Origin of the sequence: Nocardioides carbamazepini, assembly GCF_024614185.1 — a bacterium.
Classification (GTDB): Bacteria; Actinomycetota; Actinomycetes; order Propionibacteriales; family Nocardioidaceae; genus Nocardioides; species Nocardioides carbamazepini.
The window spans coordinates 420,421-433,273 of sequence record NZ_JAHTLF010000015.1; the positions used below are offsets into that span (position 1 = coordinate 420,421).

The 12,853-nt window shown below is 70.1% G+C and carries 11 protein-coding genes; 8 read left to right on the top strand and 3 right to left on the bottom strand.

From position 1 onward, the window contains the following. Positions 1-14 precede the first annotated feature (14 nt). On the bottom strand, positions 15-1,814 hold the full coding sequence (locus KVF89_RS11970; protein WP_257425788.1) for a DUF429 domain-containing protein: 1,800 nt from the start codon (positions 1,812-1,814) through the stop codon (positions 15-17). A 70-nt stretch (positions 1,815-1,884) separates the two neighbouring features. After that, positions 1,885-2,349 (bottom strand): Lrp/AsnC family transcriptional regulator, encoded by a 465-nt coding sequence (locus KVF89_RS11975; protein ID WP_257425789.1) that lies wholly within the window; start codon positions 2,347-2,349, stop codon positions 1,885-1,887. A 121-nt stretch (positions 2,350-2,470) separates the two neighbouring features. Between KVF89_RS11975 and KVF89_RS11980 the strand changes: the two genes are divergently transcribed. From KVF89_RS11980 to KVF89_RS11995, 4 genes are read left to right on the top strand one after another with little or no spacing between them, the layout of a single operon-like run. Next, complete coding sequence (locus tag KVF89_RS11980; protein ID WP_257425790.1) at positions 2,471-3,637, top strand: polyamine ABC transporter substrate-binding protein; 1,167 nt, start codon at positions 2,471-2,473, stop codon at positions 3,635-3,637. Further along, positions 3,621-4,790, top strand: coding sequence for an ABC transporter ATP-binding protein (locus tag KVF89_RS11985; protein WP_257425791.1), 1,170 nt, complete (start codon positions 3,621-3,623; stop codon positions 4,788-4,790). Before KVF89_RS11980 ends, KVF89_RS11985 begins: the two co-directional genes overlap by 17 nt. Further along, positions 4,790-5,638 (top strand): ABC transporter permease, encoded by an 849-nt coding sequence (locus KVF89_RS11990; protein ID WP_257425792.1) that lies wholly within the window; start codon positions 4,790-4,792, stop codon positions 5,636-5,638. Before KVF89_RS11985 ends, KVF89_RS11990 begins: the two co-directional genes overlap by 1 nt. Further along, positions 5,635-6,450, top strand: a complete 816-nt coding sequence (locus tag KVF89_RS11995) for an ABC transporter permease (protein ID WP_257425794.1) — start codon at positions 5,635-5,637, stop codon at positions 6,448-6,450. Before KVF89_RS11990 ends, KVF89_RS11995 begins: the two co-directional genes overlap by 4 nt. A gap of 149 nt (positions 6,451-6,599) precedes the next feature. Here the strand turns inward: KVF89_RS11995 and KVF89_RS12000 are convergent, their stop codons facing one another. Then, positions 6,600-7,994 (bottom strand): aspartate aminotransferase family protein, encoded by a 1,395-nt coding sequence (locus KVF89_RS12000; protein ID WP_257425795.1) that lies wholly within the window; start codon positions 7,992-7,994, stop codon positions 6,600-6,602. Positions 7,995-8,118: 124 nt separating this feature from the next. Here KVF89_RS12000 and KVF89_RS12005 point away from each other — a divergent pair, with 124 nt between their 5' ends. The 4 genes from KVF89_RS12005 to KVF89_RS12020 are packed head-to-tail and all read left to right on the top strand — an operon-like array spanning position 8,119 to position 12,845. Continuing rightward, positions 8,119-9,558, top strand: coding sequence for a gamma-aminobutyraldehyde dehydrogenase (locus tag KVF89_RS12005; protein WP_257425796.1), 1,440 nt, complete (start codon positions 8,119-8,121; stop codon positions 9,556-9,558). A gap of 8 nt (positions 9,559-9,566) precedes the next feature. Continuing rightward, positions 9,567-10,802, top strand: coding sequence for a saccharopine dehydrogenase family protein (locus KVF89_RS12010; RefSeq protein ID WP_257425797.1), 1,236 nt, complete (start codon positions 9,567-9,569; stop codon positions 10,800-10,802). After that, a complete protein-coding gene (locus KVF89_RS12015) occupies positions 10,799-12,175 on the top strand; it encodes an NAD(P)/FAD-dependent oxidoreductase (RefSeq protein WP_257425798.1) in 1,377 nt (458 codons plus the stop codon). Before KVF89_RS12010 ends, KVF89_RS12015 begins: the two co-directional genes overlap by 4 nt. 16 nt (positions 12,176-12,191) lie before the next feature. Next, a complete protein-coding gene (locus KVF89_RS12020; protein WP_257425799.1) occupies positions 12,192-12,845 on the top strand; it encodes a hypothetical protein in 654 nt (217 codons plus the stop codon). Positions 12,846-12,853: the final 8 nt, after the last annotated feature.

The following is a 12,853-nucleotide window of genomic DNA, read 5'->3' on the forward strand; positions in this document are numbered from 1 at the left end:
CGCGACTCCCCGCCTCAGTCGTCGGCGCGCATCCGCGCCAGCCGCGTCCGCAGGGCCGGCACGCGGTGGGCGTTGCCGTGCAGCTCGACGTACCGCTCGCCGTACACCCACAGCAGGGCGTCGTCGAGACGGCGGACGGCGCCGGGCGGGTAGCGGTAGCCCATCCGCTCGCGCAGCGCGTCGTCGTCGACGGAGCGCAGAGAGTCGCCGAGGGCGGCGAGCGAGGTGATGCCGAGCTCGAGGACCAAGGCGGAGATCCACGTGTAGTGGTCGGTGCGCGACCAGCCGGCGTCGGAGTACTGGCCGGCGAGGAAGGCGGCCAGCTCGCGCGGGCTCATCCGCGGGTCGTCGTCCTCGTCCTCCTCCGCGTCGTCGGCCTCGGTCGGCCCGTCGCGCAGCAGGTCCCGGATCATCGAGAACTCACGGTCGGCGAGCTCGAGGAGGCCCGCGGCGAGCGTGAACCGGCGGTCGAGCTCCAGGACGTGCTCGGCCGGCACCGCGCCCTTGTAGCGGGTGTCGTGCTCGAACTCGGCCCAGGCGTGCTGCAGCACGGTCCGGATCTGGATCGCCGCCTGATGGCCCTGGAGCGGGTCGGTGTCCTCGTCGCCGGCGCGGGCGGGGTCGAGCCCGACGATGAGGTGGCGGCTGGAGTAGCCGAACCGCCCCTCGCTGGCCGTCTCCTGCCCCATGTCCCGGTCGTCGTGGACCACGACCTGATCGCCGAGGAGGTCGACCACTGCCTGGACGTCGCTCTGCACGTAGGTGATCACCCGCACGCCGACCTGGTCGGTGATCTCGCGCAACGGGTCGGTGTAGAGCGGGCGGCCGCCGAGGGTGCGGGCGGCCTTGGCCGCGAAGGACGACACGCTCTTCGTCCGGCCGGTCACGGTCAGGTAGTTGATGCCGGCCTCGTCGAGGATCGAGTTCATCAGCCGGACGAAGCCCTCGGTCACGTCCCGCAACCCGGGCTGCAGCTCGGCGTACCGGCGCACGGCGGCACCGATGTCGGGCGCCGCGGCGGGATCCCGCGCCGGCCGCGGGGCCGGCAGGAGGCCGTCCGGAAGTGTGGGCGTCACGATGTAGCCGGTCTCGAGGTCGCCGTACGTCGTGGTGTCGTCGGGCCGCCGCTCGGCGAACAGCGCGACGTAGGCGCACACCACGGCGTCGGCCTGGTCCTCCACCACCCGCAGCTCGCTCTTGCGCGTCGCCGTCTCCGCCGCCGACCGCAGCGCCGCCCACGCCGGGAGGCCGTCGACGTGCAGCGGCGGCTCGGCGACGGCCAGCCCCTCGACCAGGCCGAGCAGGACGAGCAGCTCGGCGCGCAGCTGCTCGAGGTCACGGCCGGGCTTGTTCTTGTACTTGAGCGTGCGGCCGAGCCGGAACAGGACGACCGTCGCCGGATGGGGGTAGACCTCGATCGCGCGCCGCGGGCGCCGCGAGCGCGGGTTGATGTCGAGTCCGAGCAGCGCGGCGATCCGGGCGGCGCGGGGCTGCTCGCTGAACTCCGGCTTGCCGGTGTTGGACGGGTGGGCACCCGCGTCGAAGCGTGCGAAGTCCTTGTTGAGCGCCGCCTCCGCGGGCCGGTTGCCCGTCGCGTTGGCGACCACGATCGGTGCGTCGATCGCCACCAGGCACGCGCGTTCGACGTACGGCGTCAGGGCGGCCACGATCTCGTCGTCGGTCTGCGCCGCCGAGACCGTCAGCAGCCTCCCGTCGCCGTCGACGACCGCCACACCGGTCGGCCTGCGCTCGCCCCAGGCGAGGTCGATCCCGACGAAGTGCTCGACGGCATCGGCTCGCACGTCAGCACTCATGCGCCGACCCTACCGATTCCGGGCGACCGCGCTCGCCGGTGGCGGCTCAGCCGCCGTCGCCGGACGGCGCTCAGCGAACTCCCCACGAGTAGGTCTGCTTGCGGAGCTTGAGGTAGACGAGCGTCTCGGTGGACAGCACCCCCGGGATGGTGCGGACCCGGCCGGAGAGGATCTCGAGCAGGTGCGCGTCGCTCTCGCAGACCACCTCGGCGAGCAGGTCGAAGGAGCCGGCGGTGATGACGACGTAGTCGACCTCCTTCACCTCGGCGAGGGCGTCGGCGATCGGTTCGAGCTCGCCGGAGGCGCGGATGCCGATCATGGCCTGTCGCGCGAACCCGATCTCGGTGGGATCGGTGACGGCGACGATCTGCATCACGCCGCTGTCGACGAGCCGCTGCACCCGCTGCCGCACGGCCGCCTCGGAGAGACCCACCGCCTTGCCGATGGCGGCGTACGAGCGGCGGCCGTCCTCCTGGAGCTCGGCGATGATCGCCTTCGAGACGTCGTCGAGCGGCGTCGGCTTCGGCTTGGGCACGACTCGATCCTAGGCAGGTACGGATTTCGTTGCAATCACCTAACATCCCTTCGGAATCGCTTGTCATGTGACCTGGGTCATGTCACGATCGCGTGGTTCTATTCCAGGGAGGTGGCAATCGGTGGTCTCTGCCCGTCTGAGTCGCAGAGCGGCACTCCGCGGGGGTGCCGGGCTCCTGGCCGGTGGCGCCAGTCTCGGCGTCCTCCCGCTGTTCGGTACGCCGGACCGCAAGCAGGATCCGGCCTCCTGCCGCACCCGCGACCTGTCCGCGTCCGACCGGCGGCTCGTCGTCTCGAACTGGCCCGGCTACATCGACGAGGACGACGGCGACTACGTCTCGACGCTCACCGAGTTCCAGGAGCGCACCGGCATCCAGGTGAGCTACACCGCCGACGTCAACGACAACCTCGAGTTCTTCGCGAAGGTGGTCAACCAGCTGGGGTCCTGCCAGTCCTCGAAGCGCGACCTGTTCATGCTCACCGACTGGATGGCGGCGCGGATGATCCAGGTCGGTTGGATCCAACCGCTGGACAAGGCGAAGGTCCCCAACCTGCACGCCAACCTGATCGACTCGCTCACCGGTGTCGGCTGGGACCCGGAGCGCACGTACTCCGCCCCGTGGCAGAGCGGCCTGACCGGCATCGCCTACAACAAGTCGAAGGTCGACGAGGTCCGCTCGTTCGAGGAGCTGCTCTCGCGCGACGACCTGCGCGGACGGATCTCGCTGCTCACCGAGATGCGCGACACGATGGGCCTGATCATGCTCGCCCAGGGCGTCGATCCGGCCGACTTCGACCAGGACGACTGGGACAACGCCATCGACCGGCTGCGCAAGGCCCGCAACGACGGCCAGATCCGCGCGTTCACCGGCAACGACTACATCCAGGACCTCTCGGCCGGCAACATCTTGGCCTGCGAGGCGTGGTCCGGCGACGTCGCGGCGGCCGAGAACGAGGATCTGGTGTTCGTCTCGCCGGAGGAGGGCCAGATGATCTGGTCCGACAACATGCTCGTGCCCAACCTCGCCAGCCACCAGGGCAACGCCGAGGAGTGGATCAACTACTACTACGAGCCCGAGGTGGCCGCGAAGCTCGCGGCGTACGTCTGGTACATCTGCCCGGTCAAGGGCGCCCAGGAGGCGATGGAGAAGGTCGACCCGAGCCTCGTCGACAACCAGCTGATCTTCCCGTCCGCCGAGTCGCTGAAGACGATGCACTCGTTCATGGCACTCGAGGAGTTCCAGATCCGCGCCTACGAAGGAGATTTCGCCGATGTCATTGGCGGCTGACGGCGCGGCCCACCGCGCATCCGACCGGTTGCAGGGAGAGGGGCGGAGTCTCCGGCTCACCGCGCTCACCAAGGAGTTCGCCACCTTCACGGCCGTGCGCTCGCTCGACCTGGAGATCCCCGCGGGCACCTTCTTCGCCCTCCTCGGCCCCTCGGGGTGCGGGAAGACGACCACGCTGCGGATGGTGGCCGGCCTGGACACACCGACGTCCGGGACGATCCATCTCGGCGCCGACGAGATCACCTACGAGAAGCCGTACCGGCGCCCGGTGAACACCGTCTTCCAGAACTACGCGCTCTTCCCCCATCTCGACATCCACGAGAACGTGGCCTTCGGCCTGCGCCGGCGCAAGGTCAAGGACGTCGACAAGCAGGTGCAGGAGATGCTCGCTCTGGTGGAGCTCGAGGCCCAGGCGCGCAAGAAGCCGCCCCAGATGTCGGGCGGCCAGCAACAGCGCGTCGCCCTCGCGCGGGCGCTGATCAACCGGCCCGAGGTCCTCCTGCTCGACGAGCCGCTCGGCGCCCTCGACCTCAAGCTGCGCCGGGGGATGCAGATCGAGCTCAAGCGGATCCAGACCGAGGTCGGCCTCACCTTCGTGCACGTCACGCACGACCAGGAGGAGGCGATGACGATGGCCGACACGATCGCGGTCATGAACAGCGGCGTCATCGAGCAGATGGGCTCCCCCGCCGAGCTCTACGAGAACCCCCGCACCACCTTCGTCGCCAACTTCCTCGGGCAGTCGAACCTGATCGCCGGCGCCGTCTCCAGCACCGACGGCGACGTCGTCCGGGTCGACATGCACGGCACCCAGGTCTCGATCCTGGCAGACCGGGCGCACGTCCGCAGCGGCGACGGCTGGGTCGGCATCCGCCCGGAGAAGGTTCTGGTCGAGCCGCTCGGCGAGCCGCTCGACGCCCCGGGCAACCACCTGACCGGCGGCGTCATCACCGACGTCAGCTTCGTCGGCGTCAGCACCCAGTACCTCGTCATGATGCCCTGGGGCCAGGAGCTGATGTCCTTCGAGCAGAACACCGGCCGCCGCCCCGTCCTCGCGACCGGCACCAAGGTGGACGTGTCCTGGCGCCCGGAGTTCGCGTTCCTGCTGCCGGCGAGCCAGGACGTCAACGCCGGCGTCGTCGAGGAGTCCTGATGCGGCGCGGGCGGTTCACCGGCTACTGGCTGATGCTGCCCGCGGGCCTGTGGCTCGCGCTCTTCTTCGTCATCCCGTTCTACTCGCTGCTCGCGACCAGCCTCTTCGATCCCGAGGGCTCGGTGCTGACGGGGTACGACGTCGACTACCACTTCGCGAACTTCGTCGACGCGCTCCAGCAGTTCTGGGAGCCGTTGGTCCGGTCGCTGTGGTACGCCGCCGTCGCGACCGCGATCTGCCTGGTGCTCGGCTACGTCCTCGCGTACGCGATCGCGCTCAAGGCCGGGAAGTGGCGCACCCTGCTGCTCGTCCTGGTGATCGCACCCTTCTTCACCAGCTTCCTGGTCCGCACCCTGTCGTGGAAGCTGATCCTGGCCGACGACGGGTTCGTGGTCGACACGCTCCAGTTCCTGCAGCTGCTGGGCGACGACGGCCGGCTCCTCGCGACGCCGGTCGCGGTGATCGCCGGGCTGGTCTACAACTTCCTGCCGTTCATGGTCCTCCCGCTCTACGCCAGCCTCGAGAAGATCGACGGGCGGCTGATCGAGGCCGCGGGCGACCTCTACGCCTCACCGACCCGCGGCTTCCTCAAGGTGACGCTGCCGCTCTCGAAGCCGGGCGTCGTGGCGGGCACCCTGTTGACCTTCATCCCCGCGGCCGGCGACTACATCAACGCGGCACTGCTGGGCAGCCCCAACCAGCGCATGGTCGGCAACGTGATCCAGAACCTGTTCACCAGCACCGGCGACTACGCCGCCGCCGGCGCGCTCTCGGTGATCCTCATGGCCATCATCGTCGCGATGGTCATGGTCTACATCCGCACCGCCGGGACGGAGGAGCTGGTATGAACGGATTGCAGCGGGCCGGGCGGTGGATCGGCGAGCACCTGGTGCTGGCGGCCGGCCTCCTCGTGCTGGTCTACATGTTCGTCCCGATCGCCGTCGTGATGCTGATGAGCTTCAACGACAACAGCGAGTCGCGCAACGTCTACGCCTTCCGGGACTTCACCTGGAGCAACTGGGCCAACCCCTGCAAGCCCGACGGCATGTGCGAGGCCGTGGTCCGCAGTATCGAGATCGGGCTGCTCGCCACGCTGGTGGCGACCCTCCTCGGCAGCCTCGCGGCCTTCGCCCTCGTGCGCCATGACTTCATCGGCCGCTCGGTCGCCAACACGGTGATCTTCCTGCCGATGGCCTCACCGGAGATCGTGATGGGCTCCTCGCTGCTCGCCCTGTTCGTCGCCGGCGGCTTCGGCGGCCAGCTGGGCTTCGTCACGATCTTCATCGCCCACGTGATGTTCTGCCTGTCCTTCGTCATCGTGACGGTCAAAGCCCGCCTGTCGGGCCTGGACCAGAACCTCGAGCAGGCCGCGATGGACCTCTACGCCAGCGAGTGGACGACCTTCTGGCGGATCACCTTCCCGCTCGTCTTCCCCGGCGTCGCCGCCGCGGCGTTGCTGAGCTTCTCGCTGTCCTTCGACGACTTCATCATCACCAACCTCAACGCCGGCCAGACCGTCACCTTCCCGATGTTCGTGTGGGGCGTCGCGCAGCGTGGCATCCCGATGCAGGTCAACGTGGTCGGGACCGTCATGTTCCTGATCTCGCTGTTCCTGGTCGTGGGCAACATGCTGGTCACCCGCAAGCGGGCTGCCGTCTGACCGTTGAGTCGTCGGTTCTGACCCGTTGAGTCGTCACATGTGACCCGTTGAACGGTCACAACCTGCCGGGGTGCGGGGTCAGTTCTGACGACTCGACGGGTCAGAACCGACGACTCAACAGGTCAGATCCGACGACTCAACAGCGGTTGCTACAGGAGCCCAGCCGCCTCGGTGAGGACGGCACGGAGCTTCTGCTCCATCTCGTCGAAGTGCTCCTGGCCGCAGATCAGCGGCGGGGAGAGCTGGATGACCGGATCGCCGCGGTCGTCGGCGCGGCAGTAGAGGCCCGCGTCGTAGAGCGCCTTGGAGAGGAAGCCGCGCAGCAGCCGCTCGGACTCGTCCTCGTCGAAGGTCTCCTTGGTGGCCTTGTCCTTGACCAGCTCGATGCCGTAGAAGAAGCCGTCGCCACGCACGTCGCCGACGATCGGCAGGTCGAGCAGCTTGGCCAGGGTCCCGCGGAAGGCGTCCTCGTTCTCGCGCACGCCTTCGAGGACCTTCTCCTCCTCGAAGATCTCGAAGTTCTTCAGTGCGACGGCCGTGGAGACCGGGTGGCCGCCGAACGTGTAGCCGTGCAGGAAGGTCTCGGTGCCGTGGGCGAACGGCTCATAGACCCGGTCGCTGGCGATCATCGCGCCCAACGGGGCGTAGCCGGAGGTGATGCCCTTGGCCGAGGTGATGATGTCGGGCTGGTAGCCGTAGCGCTCGGCACCGAACATGTAGCCCAGCCGGCCATAGGCGCAGATGACCTCGTCGGAGACCAGCAGGACGTCGTACTGGTCGCAGATCTCGCGCACCCGCTGGAAGTAGCCCGGGGGCGGCGGGAAGCAGCCGCCGGCGTTCTGCACGGGCTCGAGGAAGACGGCGGCGACGGTCTCGGGCCCCTCGTTCTCGATGGCGACCGCGATCTGGTCGGCGGCCCAGCGACCGAAGACCTCCGGGTCGACCGTGCCGTCGGCACCCTCCAGGAAGGCGGGTGCGCGGTAGATGTTGGTGTTGGGCACCCGGAAGGTCGACGGCACGAGCGGCTCGAACGGCGCCTTGAGGCCCGGCAGACCGGTGATCGACAGCGCGCCGTGGGTGGTGCCGTGGTAGGCGATTGCGCGGCTGATCACCTTGTGCTTCATCGGCTTGCCGACGAGCTTGAAGTAGTTCTTGGCGAGCTTCCATGCCGACTCGACGGCCTCGCCGCCGCCGGAGGTGAAGAAGACGCGGTTGAGGTCGCCCGGCGCGTGGCTCGCGAGCTTGGCGGCCAGCTCGATCGCCGTCGGGTGGGCGTAGGACCACAGCGGGAAGAAGGCGAGTTGGGCGGCCTGCTTGGCGGCGGCCTCGGCGAGATCGGTGCGCCCGTGGCCCAGCTGGCTGACGAACAGCCCGCCGAGAGCGTCGAGGTACTTGCGGCCGTGGGCGTCCCACACGTAGGCGCCGTCACCGCGGACGATGACCGGAACCTCCGCGGTGTCGTACGACGACATGCGGGTGAAGTGCATCCACAGATGGTCCCGGGCGGACTGCTGGAGGGCGTCGTGCGTCGTTGTCTCTACCACCCCTCCATCTTGACCTTTCGGCGACGAAACAGCAAGTGAATCAGTTGTGATCCACGACGATCACAACGGATTTCGTCGCCCCCGGCCTTCCGTGCCGTCGACATGCTGACTACGCTCGCCAGCCATGACCCCCCTGCGCAACTTCATCGACGGTGCGTCCGTCGACGCCGCCTCCGGAGCCACCTACGACGTCGTCGCCCCCGCGACCGGCCGCGCCTACACCACCGCGCCCGCCAGCGACGCCGAGGACGTCGACCGCGCGATGCGGGCGGCCGAGCGCGCCTTCGAGACCTGGGGCGAGACCACGCCGAAGGAGCGTCAGGAGGCGCTGCTCCGGATCGCGCAGGCGCTGGAGGACCGCTCCGACGAGTTCGTCCGGGTCGAGTCCGAGAACACCGGCAAGCCGCTCGGCCTCACGGCCGACGAGGAGCTCCCGCCGAGCGTCGACGAATTCCGGTTCTTCGCGGGTGCCGCCCGGGTCCTCGAGGGACGCAGCGCGGGCGAGTACCTCAAGGACCACACGTCCTGGGTCCGGCGCGAGCCGATCGGCGTCGTCGCCCAGGTGACACCGTGGAACTACCCGCTGATGATGGCGATCTGGAAGATCGCACCGGCTCTCGCGGCCGGGAACACCGTGGTGCTCAAGCCGAGCGACACCACGCCCGCGAGCACCGTCCTGCTCGCCGAGCTGGCTGCCGAGTTCCTGCCGTCCGGGGTGCTCAACGTGGTCTGCGGCAACCGCGACGCGGGCCGCGCCCTGATCGAGCACCGCACGCCGCAGCTGGTCGCGATCACCGGCTCGGTGCGCGCCGGCATGGAGGTCGCCGGGTCCGCGGCGACCGATCTCAAGCGGGTCCACCTGGAGCTCGGCGGCAAGGCGCCCGTCGTGGTCTTCGACGATGCCGACGTGGCCGCGGCGGCGGAGGCGATCGCGACCGCGGGCTACTTCAACGCCGGCCAGGACTGCACGGCCGCCACCCGGGTGCTCGCCGCCGAGGGCGTCCACGACGAGCTCGTGGCGGCGCTCGCCGAGCAGGCTCGCGGCGCGCGCACCGGGCTGCCCGACGACCCCGACATCCTGTACGGCGCGCTCAACAACCCCGACCAGCTCGCCCGGGTCGCCGGCATGGTCGACCGGCTGCCCGACCACGCCCGGATCGAGGCCGGCGGCACCAGGCCCACGGTCGCCGGCGGCGAGGGCGGCTACTACTACGACCCGACCGTCGTCTCCGGGCTGCGCCAGGACGACGAGGTGATCCAGGACGAGGTCTTCGGTCCGGTCATCACCGTGCAGCGCTTCTCCGACGAGGCGCAGGCGGTGCGCTTCGCCAACGACGTGCGCTACGGCCTGTCCTCGAGCGTGTGGACGAGCGACCACGGCCGGGCGATGCGGATGTCGCGCCGGCTCGACTTCGGCGTCGTGTGGATCAACACCCACATCCCGTTCGTCTCCGAGATGCCGCACGGCGGCTTCAAGCACTCCGGCTACGGCAAGGACCTCTCCATGTATGGTCTCGAGGACTACACCCGCATCAAGCACGTCATGTCGTACACGGGAGCGTGAGCCGACCGATGACCGGAATGCGCATCCTCCTCGTCGGCGCCGGCGGCGTGGGCGGCGCCTTCGCCGCGATCGCCGCCCGCCGCGACTTCTTCGAGGCGATCGTGGTCGCCGACTACGACCCCGCGAAGGCGGAGCAGGCGGCCGCCACCGACGACCGGTACGTCGCCGCGCGGGTCGACGCTTCCTCGGCGGAGTCGGTGACCGCCCTGTGCCGGACGCACGGCATCACGCACGTGATGAACGCCGTGGACCCGGTGTTCGACATGCCGATCTTCGAGGGGGCGTTCGCGGCCGGGGCCGACTACCTCGACATGGCGATGTCGCTCTCGCGGCCGCACCCCGAGACGCCGTACGAGAGGACGGGGGTGAAGCTCGGCGACGAGCAGTTCGCGCTGGCCTCGCAGTGGGAGGCCGCGGGCCGGCTCGCCCTGGTCGGCATCGGTGTGGAGCCCGGGCTCTCGGACGTGTTCGCCCGCTATGCGGCCGACCACCTGTTCTCCGAGATCGACGAGCTCGGCACCCGCGACGGCGCCAACCTGGTGGTCACCGACGACGACGGCAACGAGATCTTCGCGCCGTCGTTCTCGATGTGGACCACGATCGAGGAGTGTCTCAACCCGCCGGTGATCTGGGAGCGGGACCGCGGCTGGTTCACGACTCCCCCGTTCTCCGAGCCGGAGGTGTTCGACTTCCCTGAGGGCATCGGTCCGGTCGAGTGCGTCAATGTCGAGCACGAGGAGGTGCTCCTCATGCCGCGGTGGGTCGACTGCCGGCGGGCGACCTTCAAGTACGGGCTCGGCGAGGAGTTCATCACCATCCTCAAGGTGCTCCACACGCTCGGCCTCGACCGCACCGAGAAGGTCCGGGTCAAAGGCGTCGAGGTGTCCCCACGCGACGTCGTCGCCGCCGTGCTGCCGGATCCCGCCACGGTGGGGCCGCGGATGACCGGCAAGACCTGCGCCGGCCTGTGGGTCACCGGCACCGGCAAGGACGCCCACGGGGAGCCGACCGGTCCGCGGTCGACGTACCTCTACCACGTGGTCGACAACGCCTGGTCGATGGCCGAGTACGGGCACCAGTGCGTGGTCTGGCAGACCGCGGTCAACCCCGTCATCGCGCTGGAGCTGCTCGCGACCGGCGCCTGGCAGGGCACCGGCGTCCTGGGTCCCGAGGCGTTCGACGCGGTGCCGTTCCTCGACCTGCTGACGGCGTACGGCGCCCCGTGGGGTCAGCGCGAGCAATGACCCTCACGCCCCGAGAGGCCCACGACCGGGCGGACGCCGCGGCGCCGCGGGTCCTGTGGCTGGACGCTCCGTCCCGGCCGGCGCCGCGCCCGCCGGTGGGCGACGCCGAGGTCGACCTGCTCGTCGTCGGCGCCGGGTTCACCGGCCTGTGGACCGCACTGCGCGCGCTCGAGCGCGACGGCGACCGTTCGGTGCTGGTCGTCGACCGCGACCGCATCGCCGAGCACGCCACCGGCCGCAACGGCGGGTTCTGCGAGGCCAGCCTGACCCACGGCGAGACCAACGGCCAGGAGCGCTGGCCCGAGGAGTACGACGCCCTCGACCGGATGGGCCGGACGAACCTCGACGAGATCGAGGCGACCGTCGCGCGGTACCGGATCTCCTGCGACTTCGAGCGCACCGGCCAGCTGTCCGTCGCGACCCGTCCGCACGAGATCGACCTGCTCGAGCCGTCGGTGCCGGGCTTCCTCGACGCCACGGCCGTGCGCGCCATGGTCGACTCCCCCACCTATCTCGCGGGCCGGCTCGACGCCGAGGGCTGCGCCATGGTCGACCCGGCGCGCCTGGCCTGGGGCCTGGCCGACGCCGCGGAGTCCCTCGGCGCCCGGATCGCCGAGGACACGGCCGTCCTCGGCCTCCGCCGACGCGGCGGGGTGGTCGAGGTGACGACGTCCCAGGGCGTCGTGCGAGCGCGGCAGGTGGTGCTCGCGACGAACGTGTTCACCTCGCTGCTGCGCCGGACGCGGGCGCGGGTGGTGCCGGTCTACGACCACGTGCTGGCCACCGAGCCGCTCACGGCCGAGCAGCTCGCGGCGATCGACTGGGCGCGGCGGTGCGGCGTGGCCGACAGCGGGAACCTGTTCCACTACTACCGGCTGACCGCGGACGACCGGATCCTGTGGGGCGGGTACGACGCCGTCTACCACTTCGGGCGCGGGATCGCGCCCGAGCACGAGCAGCGCACCGCCACGCACCGGCTGCTCGCCGAGCACTTCTACGCGACCTTCCCGCAGTTGTCCGACCTGCGGTTCTCCCACCGGTGGGGCGGCGTGATCGACACCTGCACCCGCTTCTGCGCGTTCTACGGCCTGGCCCACGGAGGCCGGGTGGCCTACGCGACGGGGTTCACCGGGCTCGGCGTCGGCGCCTCGCGGTTCGCCGCGGACGTGATGCTCGACCTGCTGTCGGGAGCGCCGACCGAGCGGACCCGGCTGGCGATGGTGCGCGAGAAGCCACTGCCCTTCCCGCCCGAGCCGTTCGCCTGGATCGGCATCCAGCTGACCCGGTGGGCATCGGCGCGGGCCGACGAGACGGGCCGGCGCAACCTGTGGCTGCGGACGCTCGACCGGCTGGGACTCGGCTTCGACTCCTAGCCCTAGGATCAGGGCCATGGCCGACCAGTGGCGCTCGTACGACGGAGCCCAGGGCGGTTCCGACGGCGTCGAGCCGTCGTACCCGCTCTACGACCCGGGCACCGAGCGCAGTCGGGTACGACGCCGGATCGGGGTGCTGGTCGTCGGAGGCCTGGTCGTGCTCGGCGGCACGGGCGCGGGGATCACGGCGCTGGTCGTGAACGCGCTCGACGGCGACAGCGGCACGACCACGTCGACCACCACCACGACCACCACGTCGTCCAGCCGCACCGAGATCACCATCAAGGGCAGCGGCACGGCGGACCTGTTCACGACCAAGGGCACCGCGGCCATGGTCGAGGCGCTGGTGAAGGAGACCGGGTCGGCCGAGGCGCACGAGATCGTGCTCTTCGAGGACCACGCCGTGCTCGCCGTCCCGGGGCCTGACGGGCCACGGACACTCATGTGGGACGGCACGTCGATGACCGCTGCCGGTGGCGGATCCTCAGCACGCAGGCCGTTCGACGCCGCCGACCTCGACGGCGCGGTTCTGGCGCCCCTGTGCGGCACCGAGCCGGACAGCTGCATGGTCGTCGCCGGCCGGCCGCTGCCCGGCGCCGGCGACACCTGGCTCACGGTCACCGGCCCCGATGGGGTGCACCTGACCGATCTCGCGGGCAAGGCGGTCTGATCGGGTCG

Bases quoted from the DNA above. Each gene is read 5' to 3' on its own strand.
- KVF89_RS11970 (WP_257425788.1), bottom strand. From the start codon at position 1,814: ATGAGTGCTGACGTGCGAGCCGATGCCGTCGAGCACTTCGTCGGGATC.
- KVF89_RS11985 (WP_257425791.1), top strand. From the start codon at position 3,621: ATGTCATTGGCGGCTGACGGCGCGGCCCACCGCGCATCCGACCGGTTG.
- KVF89_RS11990 (WP_257425792.1), top strand. From the start codon at position 4,790: ATGCGGCGCGGGCGGTTCACCGGCTACTGGCTGATGCTGCCCGCGGGC.
- KVF89_RS11995 (WP_257425794.1), top strand. From the start codon at position 5,635: ATGAACGGATTGCAGCGGGCCGGGCGGTGGATCGGCGAGCACCTGGTG.
- KVF89_RS12005 (WP_257425796.1), top strand. From the start codon at position 8,119: ATGACCCCCCTGCGCAACTTCATCGACGGTGCGTCCGTCGACGCCGCC.
- KVF89_RS12010 (WP_257425797.1), top strand. From the start codon at position 9,567: ATGACCGGAATGCGCATCCTCCTCGTCGGCGCCGGCGGCGTGGGCGGC.
- KVF89_RS12015 (WP_257425798.1), top strand. From the start codon at position 10,799: ATGACCCTCACGCCCCGAGAGGCCCACGACCGGGCGGACGCCGCGGCG.
- KVF89_RS12020 (WP_257425799.1), top strand. From the start codon at position 12,192: ATGGCCGACCAGTGGCGCTCGTACGACGGAGCCCAGGGCGGTTCCGAC.